The sequence below is a fragment of the Kitasatospora sp. NPDC052868 genome, assembly GCF_044547105.1.
Lineage (GTDB): Bacteria > Actinomycetota > Actinomycetes > Streptomycetales > Streptomycetaceae > Kitasatospora.
This window is the reverse complement of sequence record NZ_JBITZW010000001.1, coordinates 65,423-80,416: the sequence shown is the minus strand read 5'-3', so window position 1 is coordinate 80,416 and position 14,994 is coordinate 65,423. Positions and strand designations below refer to the sequence as shown.

The following is a 14,994-nucleotide window of genomic DNA, read 5'->3' as shown; positions in this document are numbered from 1 at the left end:
GGATGGCCGGGGCCCCAGGGTGCGCGAGGCGGGTGCGGGGCGCCCGGACCCTCGACCCGGGCGCCCCGCGGACACGGCTCAGCGGGCCTCGGCCGCCACCTTCAGCGCGCCGTCCGGTCCGGCCAGCAGGACCGGCGTCCCGGCGCCGCCGAGGTCCCGCACCGCGGCCAGGTCGGCCTCGGCGGGCTCCCCGGCCTCGCTCACCACGGCCGCCGCCTCCAGCGACTTCGCGCCGCTGGCCACCGCCATCGCCACCGCCGTCTGCAGCGCGCTGAGCCGCAGCGACTCCAGCGCGACCGTCCCGGCCACGTACGTCCGGCCGGTCTCGTCGCGCACCGCGGCCCCCTCCGCGACGCCGTTGCGGGCGCGGGCGGAGCGGGCCAGGGTGATGATCTTCTTGTCTTCGGGGTCGAGTTCGACGATGTCACTCATGCCCAGGAGCATAGGCCCGGGGCCTGACCCCCGGCCGGGCCGGGCTCGGCGGGCCGGGCTCGGCGGGCCGGGCTCGGCGGGCCGGGCTCGGCGGCCGACCCGAAGCCCGGCTCAGTGGCCGATCGGGTTCGGCGGCCCGGGCCGCAGCACCTTGACGAGCGTCTTGGGCCCGGAGGGCATCGGCTCCTCGTCCTCCGACCGCTGCCGCCAGTACGGGTTGTCGTGCGGCAGGTGGCTGCTGACCCGGCCGTACATGCCGAAGGTCACCACGACCACGCCGAAGACGAACGCGAAGATGATGTTGGACATCCGGAAGTTGAGGATGTTGGCGTCCGGCCGGCCGAGCACCGTCAGACCGTAGAACCCGGAGAGCACGAAGAGCGCGCCGACCGCCATGTTCACGTTGGAGGCGACGTTTCCCCCGATCACCGCTCCGGCGACCAGGACGGCGCCCACGACGATCGAGAGGATGCTCAGCGCCCCGTTGGTCGAGAGCCCGGCGATGTGGTCGCCACGGGTGGACAGGAAGCCCGGATGGTCCAGCAGTCCGAGGATCCCGAACACGATCAGGAAGACCCCGCCGAGTCCCGCCCCGATCCGCCAGACCGTGACGAGCTTGTGGTCGACGGGCAGTTCGTCTTGCAGCTTCATGGTGGCCTCCACCATGGGACGTCGGACGGCCTGGGCCCGCGCTGCCCCGCGCACGGAGGAGCGCGGCCGGGCCGATCAGCTGTAGGGGTGGCTCCCCTGCATGTGGGGCACCTCGTGCATGTACAGCGAACCGCACTGCTGGCAGCAGCGCAGCCCGGTGCCCCAGTCCTCCTCCGGCCGGTTCTCGGCGTCGGTGTCCATGGTGCGGCCGCACAGGGCCGTCGCGGGTTCGGCGGCCCGGACGACGTGCCAGGACTTCGCCCCGGCCGGCCGACCCTGCGGGCCGTACTCCGCACGCAGTAGATGACTCATGTACCCATGGTCGATCGCCGGGGCCCCGGACGCTACTCGCCGGTCTCCGCGGCCGCCCCGGACGCCACCCGGACCGGGGCGGCGACCACCGAGCCGATCCGGTTGCGGCGGCCCGCCGAGCTCTCGGCGGTGAGCCGGATCGCGGTCAGGTCGGTGGCGGCGTCCTCCGGCAGCGGGATCTCGCAGGACGACCCCGGGATCGGCACCCGGCCGAGGTGCTTGGCGAGCAGGCCGCCGACGGTCTCGACGTCCTCGTCCTCCAGCTCGATGCCGAACAGCTCGCCCAGGTCCTCGACCAGCAGCCGGGCGGTGATCCGGTACGAGCCGTCCCCGAGGTCCTCGACCGGCGCGATCTCCCGGTCGTACTCGTCGGTGATCTCGCCGACGATCTCCTCCAGGATGTCCTCGATGGTGACCAGCCCGGCGGTGCCGCCGTACTCGTCGATCACGATCGCCACGTGCGAGCGCATCTGCTGCATCTCGCGCAGCAGGTCGGTGGCCGGCTTGCTGTCCGGGACGAAGACGGCCGGCCGCATCACCGTGCCGACCTCGTCGGACTCTGAGTCCCGGTTGATGTGGGTGCGGCGCACCAGGTCCTTGAGGTAGACGATGCCGACCACGTCGTCCTCGTTGTCGCCGACCACCGGGATCCGCGAGAAGCCGGAGCGCAGCGCCAGGGTGAGCGCCTGCCGGACGGTCTTGTGCCGCTCGATCATCACCAGGTCGGTGCGCGGGACCATCACCTCGCGCACGATGGTGTCGCCGAGCTCGAAGACGGAGTGCACCATCCGGCGCTCCTCGTCCTCGATCAGGTCGTCCTTCTCGGCGAGGTCCACCAGGGCGCGCAGCTCGGCCTCGGAGGCGAACGGCCCCTCGCGGTAGCCCTTGCCCGGGGTGAGCGCGTTGCCGAGCAGGATCAGCAGGCGCGGGATCGGGCCGAGGACGCTTGCCAGCGGCAGCAGCACGAAGGAGGCCGCGGTGACGGTGGTCAGCGGGTGCTGGCGGCCGATCGTGCGCGGCGAGACGCCGACCGCGACGAAGGACACCAGCACCATCACGCCGAACGCCAGCAGCACGGCCTGCCAGGTGGAGTCCAGGTTCCGGACACACACCACGGTGACCAGGACGGCCGCGGCCATCTCGCTGGCCACCCGGATCAGGGTCGCCAGGTTCAGGTAGCGGATCGGGTCGGAGGCCAGGGTCAGCAGTCGCGTCGCCCCCCGCCGCCCGGCTCGGACGGCCTCCTCGGCGCGGAACCGGGAGACCCTGGAGATGCCCGCCTCGGCGCACGCGGCCAGCCAGCCGAGGACGACGAGCAGGACGGCACCCAGGATGAAGCTCGTACTCTCACCACTCACAGGGGTTCGGGCTCCGCGCTCAGTGGGTGGTGGGGGCCGGGGAGATCCCGCCGAGGCCGCGGCCCGCCCGCCAGTCGTCCAGGATCCGCTTCTGGAGGGCGAACATCTCCTCCTCCTCGTCGGGCTCCTCGTGGTCGTAGCCGAGGACGTGCAGCACCCCGTGGACGGTGAGCAGCTGCAGCTCCTCGTCCATCGAGTGCTTCGACGGGGCCGCCTTGCCCTGCTGCTCGGCGACCTCGGGGCAGAGCACGATGTCGCCGAGCAGGCCCTGCGGGAGCTCCTCGCCCTCCTTGCCGGGGCGCAGCTCGTCCATCGGGAAGGACATCACGTCGGTGGGCCCCGGGAGGTCCATCCACTGGATGTGCAGCTCCTCCATCGCCGCACCGTCCACCAGGATCACGGACAGTTCGGACTGCGGGTGGATCCGCATCTTGTCCAGTGCGTAGCGGGCGACGTCGAGGATGGACTCCTCGTCGGCGTCCCAACCGGACTCATTGGCGATGTCGATCGACATGACGGGCTGGTTACTCAGCTTTCGGTGCGATGGGACTGTCGGGGTGCGCGCGAGCCGCGCCGCTGGGTGGGCTTGCGGGCGGCCGGCGGAGTGCCCTCCTCGGCCTCCTGCCGGGCGTCCCAGCGTTCGTACGCGTCCACGATCCGGCCGACCAGCTTGTGGCGGACCACGTCGGTGCTGGTGAGGACGGAGAAGTGGATGTCGGGCACGTCGACCAGGATGTCCTGGACGACCTTGAGGCCGCTGCGGGTGCCGCCCGGGAGGTCGATCTGGCTGGTGTCGCCGGTGACGACCACCCGGGAGTTGAACCCGAGGCGGGTGAGGAACATCTTCATCTGCTCGGGCGAGGTGTTCTGGGCCTCGTCCAGGATGATGAAGGCGTCGTTGAGGGTGCGGCCGCGCATGTAGGCGAGCGGGGCGACCTCGATGGTGCCCGCGGCCATCAGCCGGGGGATGGAGTCCGGGTCCATCATGTCGTGCAGCGCGTCGTACAGCGGGCGCAGGTACGGGTCGATCTTCTCGTAGAGGGTGCCGGGCAGGAAGCCCAGCCGCTCCCCCGCCTCGACGGCCGGACGGGTCAGGATGATCCGGTTGACCTCCTTGGCCTGGAGGGCCTGGACGGCCTTGGCCATCGCGAGGTAGGTCTTGCCGGTACCGGCCGGGCCGAGGCCGAAGACGATGGTGTGCTTGTCGATCGCCTCGACGTAGCGCTGCTGGTTGAGGGTCTTGGGTCGGATCGTGCGGCCCCGGTTGGACAGGATGTTCGCGGTGAACACCTTGGACGGCGCCGGGCTGTCCGGGTCGTCCACGGCGCTGCGGAGCATGGCGATGGAGCGCTCCACGGAGTCCTCCGTCAGGGGCTGGCCGGTGCGCAGCACCAGCATCATCTCGTTGAAGAGCTGCTGGACGAGGGTGACCTCGGCGCGCTCTCCGGTGGCGGTCACCTCGTTGCCGCGGACGTGGATGTCGGCGGCGGGGAAGCCCCGCTCGATCACGCGCAGCAGCGAGTCCGCGGTGCCGAGCAGGGTGACCATCGGGTGCTTCTCGGGGATGACGATCCGGGCGCTGGTACGGCCCTCGTCGGCCGGTTCCGGGCGCGGGCGTCCGTTCGTACGGGTCTGCGATGTGTCACTCATAGGTCGGCGCTGGGGCCTGCCTCATCCCAATCCGTGGTCTCGTGGTGCCGCTCGGTCTCTCCGGGGTCACCAGGGTACGCCGCGAGCGTGATCGTTGCGGCGGGCGGCGGGGCCGCTTCCGTTGATGCTGGGGCAGATCGGAGCCCGGCGCGAACGGTTTTCCGCCCGTCCGGGGGCGCACCGCCGGGGTCCGCACTACCGGCGCGGGGGGACCGGGACCCGGGTGAGGTCCTCGGCGAGCACGATGGTGCCCTCGAAGTGCTTGCGGGCGTCGGCCAGGTGCTGGGCGAGGTCGGGGTAGCGCTGGGAGAAGTGGGTCAGCACCAGGGTGCGGGCCCCGGCCTCGGCCGCGACCTTGGCGGCCTGGCCCGCGGTCAGGTGGCCGTGGTCCTCGGCGAGCCGGAGGTCGGCGTCGGTGAAGGTGGCCTCGACGACCAGCAGGTCGGCGCCCTCGGCGAGTTCGTGGACGCCCTCGCAGAGCCGGGTGTCCATCACGAAGGCGAAGCGCTGCCCGGGCCGGGGCTCGCTGACCTCGTCCAGGGTGATCCGGCGCCCGCCGGCCTCGATCACGCCCTGGTGCTGGAGCCGGCCGACGTCCGGGCCGGCCAGGCCGAGGGCGGCGAGGCGCTCGGGCACCAGCCGGCGGCCGTCGGGCTCGGAGAGCCGGTAGCCGAAGGACTCCACGGGGTGCGACAGCCGGACGGCGTCCAGCGCGAAGCGGGCGCCGGGCGCGGGCAGCGGTCCGGGCTCCTCGATCGGGCGGGGGCGCAGCACGGCGGTCTCGTGGTAGGCGGTGGCGTACCGCAGCCGTTCGAAGTACACCTCGCCGGAGGCCGGGAAGTAGACGTCGACCGGGTGCGGAACGCGGTCCAGGTTGATCCGCTGGATCACCCCGGCCAGGCCCAGGCTGTGGTCGCCGTGGAAGTGCGTGACGGCGATCCGGGTGATCTGGGTGGCCGAGACCCCGGCGTGCACCATCTGGCGCTGGGTGCCCTCGCCGGGGTCGAACAGCAGCCCCTCGCCGTCCCAGCGCAGCAGGTAGCCGTTGTGGTTGCGGTGCCGGGTCGGCACCTGGCTGGCGGTGCCGAGGACGACGAACTCGCGCTGTGACACCTCGGTCAGACCATGCGCTCGGTCATCGGGGCGCCGCCGAGCACGTGGACGTGGGCGTGGAAGACGGTCTGGCCGGCGCCGGCGCCGGTGTTGAAGATCAGCCGGTAGTCCTCGATGCCCTCGTCCCGGGCGACCGCGCCGGCCTCGGCGAGCAGCTCGCCGGCGATCTCCGGCTCGGCGGCGGCCAGCGCGGCGGCGTTCGGGTAGTGGACGTGCGGGATCACCAGCACGTGGGTCGGGGCCTTCGGGGCGATGTCCCGGAAGGCGAGGGTGCGCTCGGTCTTGCGCACGACGGTGGCCGGGATGTCGCCGGCCACGATCTTGCAGAACAGGCAGTCGGGCTGCGGCTCGCCGGCCATCGGGGTCTCCTCGCGGTGTCGCACGGTGTCGGTCGGGGCGTACGGCCGCATGCTAGCCGAGCCGTGCCCTCGCCTGCTGGTACTCGCGCAGGTGCTTCCAGCGGACGACCCGGACCCCGACGGCGGTGCCCTCCGACTCCGGATCCTCCGTCAGCAGGCCGACCACGACGATGACGTAGCCGAGCAGCCAGCGCTTGGTGAGCCGCCAGGTGTGCGGGCGGCTGCCGTCCTTCCTGCGGACCACCCGGGTGGCCAGGACGCCCTTGCCCAGGCTGAAGCCGAAGAGGCGGGCGAGCAGCACCTGGTTGGCGAAGGACGCGGCGAGGAAGACGCCCAGGAGCGTCCCGAAGTAGACGCCGACCGGGCCGTCCGGGCCGCTGGCCGCCTTGGCGGCGGCGAAGCCGGCGGTGACGGCGACCAGGCAGTCGAGCGTCGCGGCGAGGAACCGCCGGATCCCGCCGGCCTCCCTGGGCCGCGGCACCCGGGCGGCGGCCTGCTGCTGCGGGTACGGCTGCCCGGGGTGGGGGTGGCCCGGGTACGGCTGTCCGTGGGCCTGCGGCGGGTACGGCTGCGGCGGGTACGGCTGCTGGGCGTACGGGCCCTGCGGGTAAGGCTGTTGTCCGTACGGCTGCTGGCCGTACTGCTGCTGCCCGTACTGCGGCGGCGGATAGCCCTGTGCCATGTGCTCCCCCGTGAGCTGTCGATCGCCTGTCGATCATGAACAGCCCCGCATCCTACCCACGGCCCGTGGGAGGAGGACGGACCGGCCGCCCTCCCCCCACGGCGGGTGGACGCTACTCCCAGGGAAGCGGCGGCGGGGTCTTCGCCGGGGTCTCGGCCAGGGCGGCCAGGGCGATCCGGACGCCCTCGGCGAGCTGCGGGTCCTCGCCCGCGCCCCACTGGTGCGGGGCGATCGGCACCTCGACGTCCGGGTCGACGCCGTGGTTCTCCACGCCCCAGCCGTAACCCTCCAGCCAGAAGGCGTACTTGGGCTGGGTCACCAGGGTGCCGTCGACCAGGCTGTACCGGCTGTCGATGCCGATCACCCCGCCCCACGTCCGGGTGCCGACCACCGGTCCGAGCTTCAGCGCCTGGATGGCGGCGTTGACGATGTCGCCGTCCGAGCCGGAGAACTCGTTGGCCAGCGCCACGATCGGCCCGCGCGGCGCGTCGCCGGGGTAGGGCACCGGGCTGGCGATGTCCCGGGCGACGTCCCAGCCGATGATCCGCCGGGCCAGCTTCTCGATCACCAGCTGCGAGGTGTGGCCGCCGCGGTTCTCCCGGATGTCGACGATCACCCCCTCCTTGATCATCTCCGACCGCAGGTCGCGGTGGATCTGGGCCCAGCCGGTGGTCTGCATGTCGGGGATGTGCAGGTAGCCGAGCCGCCCGCCGGACAGCTCGCGGACGGCGGCCCGCCGCCCGACCACCCAGTCGTGGTAGCGCAGCGGCTCCTCGTCGGCGAGCGGGACGACGACCGGGTGGCGCTGGTCGGTGCCGTCCTTGCCGGCCACGGTCAGTTCCACCGGCTGCCCGGCGGTGCCCGCCAGCAGCGGCGCCGGGCCGGTGACCGGGTCCACCGGGCGGCCGTTGACGGCGAGGACGGCGTCCCCCGGGCGGACGGCGGCGCCCGGCGCGGCCAGCGGGGAGCGGGCCCGCGGGTCGGAGGACTCCCCGGGCAGGATGCGGGCGATCCGCCAGACCTCGCCCTCCTTGACCAGGTCGGCGCCGAGCTGGCCCTGCCGCCGGGCGGCCTCGGCATGGACGCCGTGCGGGATCACGTAGGCGTGCGAGGTGCCGAGCTCGCCGTGCACCTCCCAGAGCAGGTCCACCAGGTCGTCGTGCGAGCCGACCCGGTCCACCAGCGGCCGGTAACGGTCCAGCACACCGGTCCAGTCCACGCCGGCGAGGTCCGGGCGCCAGAAGTTGTCGCGCATCAGGCGGCCGTTCTCGGCGTACATCTGCCGCCACTCGGCCGCCGGGTCGACCGTCACCCGGAGCCGGGAGAGGTCGACCTCGATCTCGTCGTCGTCGCCGACCGCCTTGTGGTCGGCGGGGACGATCCGCAGCTCGCCCTCGTCCAGGACGGCCAGCCGGGTGCCGTCGGCGCTGACCGCGAACGCGTCCAGGCCGTCCACCAGCTGCTCGGCGCGGCGCTTGCGGAAGTCGAACCGCTCCAGCGTGGGCCGCGGCCGCTCGTCCTCCAGCGAGGCCGCCTCGTCGCCGAGTTCGCCGACCAGCGGGATCCTGGTCCAGAGCACACCGTCCTTGGCGGCCTTCAGCGCCCCGAAGCGGCCGCCCTCGACCGGGAACGGGATGATCCGGTCGGCGATGCCGTCCAGGTCGACCCGGGTGGCGGGCGGTGCGTCGGCCGAGGCCTCCTCGCCGTCCGCCTTGCGGCCCTTGGGCTCGTCCTCGTCCCCGCCGACCGCGCGCCCGGCCCGCTGCGGCCCGAACGGGGACGGCGTGTCGGCGGCCAGCGTGACCAGGTAGGGGCGGCAGCCGTTGGGGAACGACAGGTCGAAGACGTGCGAGTCGTAGACCGGGTCGAAGTTGCGCACCGAGAGGAACGCCAGGTGCCGTCCGTCGGCGGTGAAGACCGGCGAGGTGTCGATGAACCGCTGCGGGGTGACCTCCCCGACCGTCCGGGTGGCCAGGTTGGCCAGCACGATGTGGCGCAGCGACCAGGCGCCGAGGCCGGCCGCCGGCTGCGACCAGGCCAGCCAGGCCGAGTCCGGGCTGAACGCCAGACCGCTGACCTCGCCGTCCGTGCTGCGGGCCAGCTCGTGCACGGTGCCGTCGGCGAGCGCGACCAGCAGCACCCGCCCGTCGTGCGAGCCGACCGCCGCCTGCTTGCCGTCCGGCGACACCACCAGGGAGAGCACCCGGCCGAGCGCGCCGGCCGCCAGCCGGCGGCGCTCGGCGCCCAGCACGGCGGGGGCGTACTCGATCGCGTCCTCGCCCTCGGCGTCCGTCACCCAGAGCACGCCCTGCGCGCCGTCCTCACCGGGCACCACGCGGGCCTGGCGGCCGCGCACCCCCGGCGTCTCGTCCAGCACCCGGGCCGGGCCCTCGCGGTGGGTCAGCCAGTGCACGCTGCCGCGCACCACGACGGCCCCGGCCCGGCCGGTGCGGTCGGGGGCGACGCTCTCCAGCCAGTGCGCGGCCGCCACCGGGCGGGGGCGGCGGCCGGCCCGCGGACCGGCCAGCAGGATGTCCGGGCGGCGCGGCTCGGCGCCGTCGAGGTCGTCCAGCAGCCAGAGGTCGCCGGCGCTGTGCCAGATCACCCGGGTGCCGTCGGTGGTGGCGCCGCGGGCGTAGAAGCCATCCGGGGAGGTGGTGTGCCGGCGCAGGTCGGTGCCGTCCGGGAGGCTCGAGTACAGCTCGCCGACGCCCTCGTGGTCGGAGAGGAAGGCGATTCTGGAGGCGTCGGGCCCGCCCACCCAGAGCGGGGAGTCCAGCTGCCCGTCGAGGTCCGCGTGGACCCGGACGAACTCGTCCCGGCCGATCCAGAGCTTGCCGGCCTGGCCACCGCGGTAGCGCTTCCACCAGGCGGGCTCCCGGTTGCCCGCCGAGGCCAGCAGCACGCTGTCCCCGCCCGGCTCGAACGCCAGGCCGCCGATCGGCCCGTACGGCAGCCGGACGGGCTCGCCGCCGTCCAGCGGCACGGCGTGCGCCCAGGTGCGCCGCAGGGTGGCCTGTCCGGCGGTGGTGGTGGCGATCGGGCGGCCGTCGGCCGTCCAGCCCTGCAGCTGGGTCTGCGCGCTGCCCCAGTACGTCAGCCGGCGGGACGGGCCGCCGTCCACCGGGGCGACGTGCACCTCGGGCGCGCCGTCCCGGGTGGAGGTGAAGGCGATGTGCCGCCCGTCCGGCGAGAACCGCGGCCGGCGGACCGGGACGTGATCGGCCGTCAGTCGCCAGGCCCGGCCGCCCTCCAGCGGGGCGAGCCAGACGTCGTTCTCGGCGGCGAAGGTGATCAGGTCGCCGTGCAGATGAGGGTGGCGCAGATAGGCGCCCGCTGAGGTGCTCCGAGGTTCGCTCACGCCGTCAGCCTAGGCACGTGCGCACACGACGCGCCCCGGTTTTCGTGGACTGCGAACCCCTACGGAGGACACCCGCGGCGGGCGGCGCGCCCCTGCGGTCAGCCCCAGCGGCCGGTACGGCCCAGCAGCAGGGCGCCGGCGGCCACGCCCGCGGTGGAGGTGCGCAGCACCGACGGGCCGAGCCGGTACGGCCTGGCGCCGGACTCGGCGAAGGCGGCCAGCTCCTCCGGGGAGACCCCGCCCTCCGGTCCGACCACCAGCACGATGTCCCCGGCGGCGGGCAGCGCGGCGGCGGCCAGCGGCTCGGCGCCCTCCTCGTGCAGCACGGCGGCGAGCGCGGCGCCGGCCAGCACCGGGGCCAGCTGCCGGGTGGTCACCGGCTCGCGGACCTCGGGGAAGCGCAGCCGGCGGGCCTGCTTGCCGGCCTCCCGGGCGGTGGCCCGCCACTTGGCGAGCGCCTTGGCGCCGCGCTCGCCCTTCCACTGGGTGATGCAGCGCGAGGCGGCCCAGGGGATCACCACGTCCACGCCGACCTCGGTCATGGTCTCGACCGCCAGCTCGCCCCGGTCGCCCTTGGGCAGCGCCTGGACGACCACGATCCGCGGGCCCGGCTCGGGCTCGCGACGCACCGCCGCCACGGTCACCTCGATCGCGTCCTTGCCGTGCACGGCCGTCACGGTGCCGTCCACGCCGAGGCCCAGGCCGTCGGCGAGGGTCACCGCCTCGCCGGGCTCCAGCCGCTTCACGGCGGCGGCGTGCCGCCCCTCCGGCCCGTCCAGCCGGACCACCGCGCCCGGGGCGGCGGGGGCGAGCTGCGCGGTCTCGACGACGAACACGGGCGCGGTCATGAGGTCCTCTGGGGGTGCGAGGTCGGTGCGGTGGAACGACGGCGCCCGGCGACCCGTCCGGGTCGCCGGGCCCAGGGGCGGTGCCCCGGCGCTGTCAGCGGCCGTTGAAGGCGTCCTTCAGCCGGGAGAACAGCCCCTGCTGGCCGGGCGCGAACTGCCCGGAGGGCCGCTCCTCGCCGCGCAGCACCGCGAGGCGGCGCAGCAGGTCCTCCTGCTCGGGGTCGAGCTTGGTGGGCGTCTGCACCTCGACATGCACTATCAGGTCGCCCCGGCCGCCCCCGCGCAGGTGGGTGATGCCGCGGGCGTGCAGCGGGATCGACTGGCCGGACTGGGTGCCGGGCCGGATGTCGACCTCCTCCAGGCCGTCCAGGGTCTGCAGCGGCACCTGGGTGCCGAGCGAGGCCGCCGTCATCGGGATGGTGACGGTGCAGTGCAGGTCGTCCCCGCGCCGCTGGAAGGTCGGGTGGGTGGTCTCGGCGATCTCGACGTAGAGGTCGCCGGCCGGGCCGCCGCCGGGGCCGACCTCGCCCTCGCCGGCCAGCTGGATCCGGGTGCCGTTGTCGACACCGGCCGGGATCTTGACGGTCAGGGTGCGGCGGGCCCGGACGCGGCCGTCGCCGGCGCACTCGGGGCACGGGGTCGGCACGACGGTGCCGAAGCCCTGGCACTGCGGGCAGGGGCGGGAGGTCATGACCTGGCCCAGGAAGGACCGGGTGACCTGGGAGACCTCGCCCTTGCCGCGGCACATGTCGCAGGTCTGCGCGGAGGTGCCGGGGGCGGCGCCCTCACCGCTGCAGGTGGTGCAGGTGACGGCGGTGTCGACCTGGAGTTCCTTGGTGGTGCCGAAGGCGGCCTCCTCCAGGGTGATCTCCAGCCGGATCATGGCGTCCTGGCCGCGCCTGGTCCGCGAGCGCGGGCCGCGCTGGCCGGAGGCCGCGCCGAAGAAGGCGTCCATGATGTCGGAGAAGCCGAAGCCCGCCGCGCCCGCGCCGAAGCCGCCCGCGCCGCCGCCGTTGGGCGACAGCGGGTCGCCGCCGAGGTCGTAGACCTGGCGCTTCTGCGGGTCCGAGAGCACCTCGTAAGCGGCGTTGATCTCCTTGAACCGCTCCTGCGTCTTCGGGTCCGGGTTGACGTCCGGGTGCAGTTCGCGTGCCAGGCGCCGGAACGCCTTCTTGATCTCGTCCTGCCCCGCATCCCGTCGGACGCCGAGTACCGCGTAGTAGTCCGTGGCCACCAAATGCTCCGCTTGTTCCGCCTGTAGAAGTGCTTGCGACTGGTGCCACCGCCGGATTTCCGACGGCGGCCGTTCCTACGACTCGGCCAGGATCTGACCCACGTACCGTGCCACCGCTCGCACCGCCCCCATTGTGCCCGGATAGTCCATCCGGGTCGGACCGATCACACCCAGTTTGGCCACGCTCTCGTCGCCCGAACCGTAACCGACGGAGACGACCGAGGTGGAATTGAGCCCCTCGTAGGCGTTCTCCCGCCCGATCCGGACCGTCACCCCCGCGTCCGCGGTCTCACCCAGGAGGCGGAGCAGGATGACCTGCTCCTCCAGGGCCTCCAGCACCGGCTGGATGGTGAGCGGGAAGTCGTGGCCGAAGCGGGTCAGGTTGGCCGTGCCGGCCAGCATGATCCGCTCCTCGTTCTGCTCGGCGAGCGCCTCGAAGAGCGTCGCCAGGACGATCGTGACGGCCGGCCGGTCGGCCGCCTCGAAGGCCGCCGGGAGTTCCTCCAGCAGCCCCGGCACCTCGGGCAGCCGCTGTCCGACGGCCCGGGTGTTGATCTTGGCGCGGAGGTCCGCGAGGACCACCTCGCCGACCGCGCCCGGGCAGTCGACCATCCGCTGCTCGACCCGGCCGGTGTTGGTGATCAGGACCAGCATCACCTTGGTCGGAGCGAGGGCGACGAGTTCGATGTGCCGCACCGTCGACCGGGAGAGCGAGGGGTACTGGACAACCGCGACCTGCCTGGTGAGCTGGGCGAGCAGCCGGACCGTCCGGGCGACCACGTCGTCCAGGTCGACCGCGCCGTCCAGGAAGTGCCGGATCGCCCGCCGCTCGGGCGCGCTCATCGGCTTGACCTCGGCCAGCCGGTCGACGAACAGGCGGTACCCCTTGTCGGTGGGGATCCGCCCGGCGCTGGTGTGCGGCTGGTGGATGTAGCCGTCCTCCTCCAGCGCGGCCATGTCGTTGCGGACGGTGGCCGGGGAGACCCCGAGGCTGTGCCGCTCCACCAGGGCCTTGGAGCCGACCGGCTCCTCCGTCCCCACGTAGTCCTGGACGATGGCGCGCAGCACGGCGAGCTTGCGCTCGTCGAGCTGTCGGACCTCACCGGCCATGGGGCACGCACCTCCGTCTTCGCACGTTGTCCGTTGTGGCATGTGTCCGCTTTGGCATGCTGCGAGCCGCTCTGGGAGGGCCCCGGCTCTGGCACTCTGAACACACGAGTGCCAGGACCGTACCTGCCAGTGTAAGGCCCGGGTCCGACGGCAGGAACGGCCTGTCGGGGGTGATCCTGCCCGCACTGTCCGGTGCGCGGGTGATGCCGTGGGCCCGACCGGGTGGCAGCATCGATAGCGAACGGCGAACGGAGGAGCAGCGATGTCGAGCTCGGGCCAGCACACCCGCTTCGCCCCGGACCGCGGTCTGACCGGCCGGATGGTCGGGACGATGTTCGTGATCGGGCTGTTGTACGTCGGTTTCACCGGCCTGCTGATCGTGCTGCTGCGCGGGGCCTGGCCACTGATCGTGCTGCTCTCGGGCGGCCTGTTCGTGGCCCAGTTCTGGTTCAGCGACAAGATCACCGAACGGGCGATGGGCGCCCACCGGGTGACCCCGGAGCAGTACCCGCAGCTGCACGGCACCATCGACCGGCTCTGCGCGCTCGCCGACATGCCCAAACCCCGGGTGGCGGTCGCCGACAACGACATGCCGAACGCCTTCGCCACCGGGCGCAACCCGCAGAACGCCGTGGTCTGCGTGACCACCGGGCTGCTGCGGCGGCTGGAGCCGGAGGAGCTGGAGGGCGTGCTGGCGCACGAGCTGTCGCACGTCGCCCACCGGGACGTCGCGGTGATGACCATCGCCGGCTTCCTCGGCGTGCTGGCCGGGGCGATGACCCGGATCGCGATGTACGGCGGGTTCATGGGCGGCGGCCGGAACAGCAACGACTCCAACGCGGCCATCGCCGCGCTGGTCATCCCGCTGGTCTCGATCGTGGTGTACGCGATCAGCTTCCTGCTGACCAGGCTGCTCTCCCGCTACCGGGAGCTGGCCGCCGACCGGGCCGCCGCCCAGCTCACCGGCCGGCCCAGCGCGCTGGCCTCGGCGCTGACCAAGGTGACCGGCCAGATCGCCGCGATCCCGACCAGGGACCTGCGCCAGGCCCAGCCGTACAACGCCTTCTACTTCGCCCCGGCGCTGAGCGCCCGGGAGGCCGCCTCGCAGCTGTTCTCCACCCACCCCTCGCTGGAGAAGCGGCTGGAGCAGCTGGCGAGCATCTCGGCCCAGCTCGGCCGCTGAGCCGGGCACCGGGCGAACCCCCGAGCCGATGTGCCGGGCCGACCGCCGACCCCGCCCGAAACACCTCCGGAAGGGACCACCGTGGGATTCCTGGACGCCCTGTTCGGCCGCACCAAGCCGGTCAAACCCGACCTCGACCAGCTGTTCGGGATCCCCTCGGCCGCGCTGACCCTGGAGGCGGCCGCGGGCTTCCTGCCGACCGGTCTCGGGTCGGTCTGCTTCGCGGCCGTCGAGGGCGGGGCCTTCGGCGAGGTGGAGCGGCAGGTCCGGGCGCTGCTGGACGCCGACACCGAGCGCGGCGGCGTCCCGGTGGAGGCCTCCAAGGACGCGTACGGCTACTCCTGGCTGCTCGCCCGGCACACCCCGCAGGAGCTGCCGGAGCTGGTCAACGACCTGCACGCGGTCAACAGCGAGCTGGAGGCGAACGGCTTCGGGCCGCAGCTGCTCTGCTCGCTGGTCGCCTTCCGCAACGCCGAGGGGCAGTCGCTGGCACTGGTCTACCTGTTCAAGCGCGGCACCGTCTACCCGTTCGCGCCGATGCCGGGCGGCGGGGAGCGGCGCAACAGCCCGCTGGAGCTCCAGGTGAACGCCATGCTCGGGAACGACCTGCGGCTGGAGAAGGACCTCGGCCGCTGGTTCCCGGTCTGGGGCGCACCGGGGCTGTGAGGTCCGCCGCGGCGGCGCGGCCGACAGGTCGACCG

Annotated in this window: 15 protein-coding genes; 2 read left to right on the top strand and 13 right to left on the bottom strand. The window is 73.4% G+C overall.

Annotated elements, in window-relative coordinates:
• Nucleotides 1-78: 78 nt before the first annotated feature.
• The 13 genes from ACIGZJ_RS00350 to hrcA all read right to left on the bottom strand — a co-directional run bounded on the left by ACIGZJ_RS00350 (nt 79) and on the right by hrcA (nt 13,110).
• Nucleotides 79-432: a cytidine deaminase gene (locus ACIGZJ_RS00350; protein ID WP_392927100.1), complete on the bottom strand. Its 354-nt coding sequence runs from the start codon at nt 430-432 to the stop codon at nt 79-81.
• Nucleotides 433-543: 111 nt separating this feature from the next.
• The gene (locus ACIGZJ_RS00345; RefSeq protein ID WP_396455204.1) at nt 544-1,083 is read right to left on the bottom strand and encodes a DUF4383 domain-containing protein; all 540 of its coding nucleotides are present in this window, start codon (nt 1,081-1,083) and stop codon (nt 544-546) included.
• Between the two features lie 75 nt (nt 1,084-1,158).
• On the bottom strand, nt 1,159-1,395 hold the full coding sequence (locus tag ACIGZJ_RS00340) for a hypothetical protein (protein WP_396455202.1): 237 nt from the start codon (nt 1,393-1,395) through the stop codon (nt 1,159-1,161).
• Nucleotides 1,396-1,427: 32 nt separating this feature from the next.
• Nucleotides 1,428-2,753 carry a hemolysin family protein gene (locus ACIGZJ_RS00335; protein ID WP_396455200.1) on the bottom strand — a complete coding sequence of 442 codons (1,326 nt, stop codon included), beginning with the start codon at nt 2,751-2,753 and terminating at the stop codon, nt 1,428-1,430.
• Nucleotides 2,754-2,772: 19 nt separating this feature from the next.
• Nucleotides 2,773-3,267, bottom strand: coding sequence for an rRNA maturation RNase YbeY (gene ybeY / locus ACIGZJ_RS00330; protein WP_387939802.1), 495 nt, complete (start codon nt 3,265-3,267; stop codon nt 2,773-2,775).
• A 14-nt stretch (nt 3,268-3,281) separates the two neighbouring features.
• Entirely contained in the window at nt 3,282-4,403 is a 1,122-nt protein-coding gene (locus ACIGZJ_RS00325; RefSeq protein WP_392927092.1) for a PhoH family protein, read from the bottom strand.
• A gap of 195 nt (nt 4,404-4,598) precedes the next feature.
• A complete protein-coding gene (locus tag ACIGZJ_RS00320; RefSeq protein WP_396455197.1) occupies nt 4,599-5,516 on the bottom strand; it encodes a ribonuclease Z in 918 nt (305 codons plus the stop codon).
• 5 nt (nt 5,517-5,521) lie between these two features.
• Nucleotides 5,522-5,875, bottom strand: a complete 354-nt coding sequence (locus ACIGZJ_RS00315) for a histidine triad nucleotide-binding protein (RefSeq protein ID WP_396455195.1) — start codon at nt 5,873-5,875, stop codon at nt 5,522-5,524.
• Between the two features lie 52 nt (nt 5,876-5,927).
• Complete coding sequence (locus tag ACIGZJ_RS00310; RefSeq protein ID WP_396455193.1) at nt 5,928-6,557, bottom strand: RDD family protein; 630 nt, start codon at nt 6,555-6,557, stop codon at nt 5,928-5,930.
• Nucleotides 6,558-6,669: 112 nt separating this feature from the next.
• The gene (locus ACIGZJ_RS00305) at nt 6,670-9,918 is read right to left on the bottom strand and encodes a PDZ domain-containing protein (protein WP_396455191.1); all 3,249 of its coding nucleotides are present in this window, start codon (nt 9,916-9,918) and stop codon (nt 6,670-6,672) included.
• A gap of 98 nt (nt 9,919-10,016) precedes the next feature.
• Nucleotides 10,017-10,766 (bottom strand): 16S rRNA (uracil(1498)-N(3))-methyltransferase, encoded by a 750-nt coding sequence (locus tag ACIGZJ_RS00300; protein WP_392927078.1) that lies wholly within the window; start codon nt 10,764-10,766, stop codon nt 10,017-10,019.
• 94 nt (nt 10,767-10,860) lie between these two features.
• Nucleotides 10,861-12,000, bottom strand: a complete 1,140-nt coding sequence (gene dnaJ / locus ACIGZJ_RS00295) for a molecular chaperone DnaJ (protein ID WP_392927075.1) — start codon at nt 11,998-12,000, stop codon at nt 10,861-10,863.
• 75 nt (nt 12,001-12,075) lie between these two features.
• On the bottom strand, nt 12,076-13,110 hold the full coding sequence (gene hrcA / locus ACIGZJ_RS00290) for a heat-inducible transcriptional repressor HrcA (RefSeq protein WP_396455188.1): 1,035 nt from the start codon (nt 13,108-13,110) through the stop codon (nt 12,076-12,078).
• 262 nt (nt 13,111-13,372) lie between these two features.
• Between hrcA and htpX the strand changes: the two genes are divergently transcribed.
• Both htpX and ACIGZJ_RS00280 read left to right on the top strand, forming a co-directional pair.
• Nucleotides 13,373-14,293 (top strand): zinc metalloprotease HtpX, encoded by a 921-nt coding sequence (gene htpX / locus ACIGZJ_RS00285; protein WP_396455186.1) that lies wholly within the window; start codon nt 13,373-13,375, stop codon nt 14,291-14,293.
• Between the two features lie 81 nt (nt 14,294-14,374).
• Nucleotides 14,375-14,959 carry a hypothetical protein gene (locus ACIGZJ_RS00280; RefSeq protein ID WP_396455184.1) on the top strand — a complete coding sequence of 195 codons (585 nt, stop codon included), beginning with the start codon at nt 14,375-14,377 and terminating at the stop codon, nt 14,957-14,959.
• Nucleotides 14,960-14,994: the final 35 nt, after the last annotated feature.

Excerpts from the sequence above, each read along its gene's own strand:
- ACIGZJ_RS00350 (WP_392927100.1), bottom strand. The coding sequence starts at position 432 with ATGAGTGACATCGTCGAACTCGACCCCGAAGACAAGAAGATCATCACC.
- ACIGZJ_RS00310 (WP_396455193.1), bottom strand. The coding sequence starts at position 6,557 with ATGGCACAGGGCTATCCGCCGCCGCAGTACGGGCAGCAGCAGTACGGC.
- ACIGZJ_RS00315 (WP_396455195.1), bottom strand. The coding sequence starts at position 5,875 with ATGGCCGGCGAGCCGCAGCCCGACTGCCTGTTCTGCAAGATCGTGGCC.
- ACIGZJ_RS00325 (WP_392927092.1), bottom strand. The coding sequence starts at position 4,403 with ATGAGTGACACATCGCAGACCCGTACGAACGGACGCCCGCGCCCGGAA.
- hrcA (WP_396455188.1), bottom strand. The coding sequence starts at position 13,110 with ATGGCCGGTGAGGTCCGACAGCTCGACGAGCGCAAGCTCGCCGTGCTG.
- ACIGZJ_RS00345 (WP_396455204.1), bottom strand. The coding sequence starts at position 1,083 with ATGAAGCTGCAAGACGAACTGCCCGTCGACCACAAGCTCGTCACGGTC.
- ybeY (WP_387939802.1), bottom strand. The coding sequence starts at position 3,267 with ATGTCGATCGACATCGCCAATGAGTCCGGTTGGGACGCCGACGAGGAG.
- ACIGZJ_RS00340 (WP_396455202.1), bottom strand. The coding sequence starts at position 1,395 with ATGAGTCATCTACTGCGTGCGGAGTACGGCCCGCAGGGTCGGCCGGCC.
- ACIGZJ_RS00300 (WP_392927078.1), bottom strand. The coding sequence starts at position 10,766 with ATGACCGCGCCCGTGTTCGTCGTCGAGACCGCGCAGCTCGCCCCCGCC.
- htpX (WP_396455186.1), top strand. The coding sequence starts at position 13,373 with ATGTCGAGCTCGGGCCAGCACACCCGCTTCGCCCCGGACCGCGGTCTG.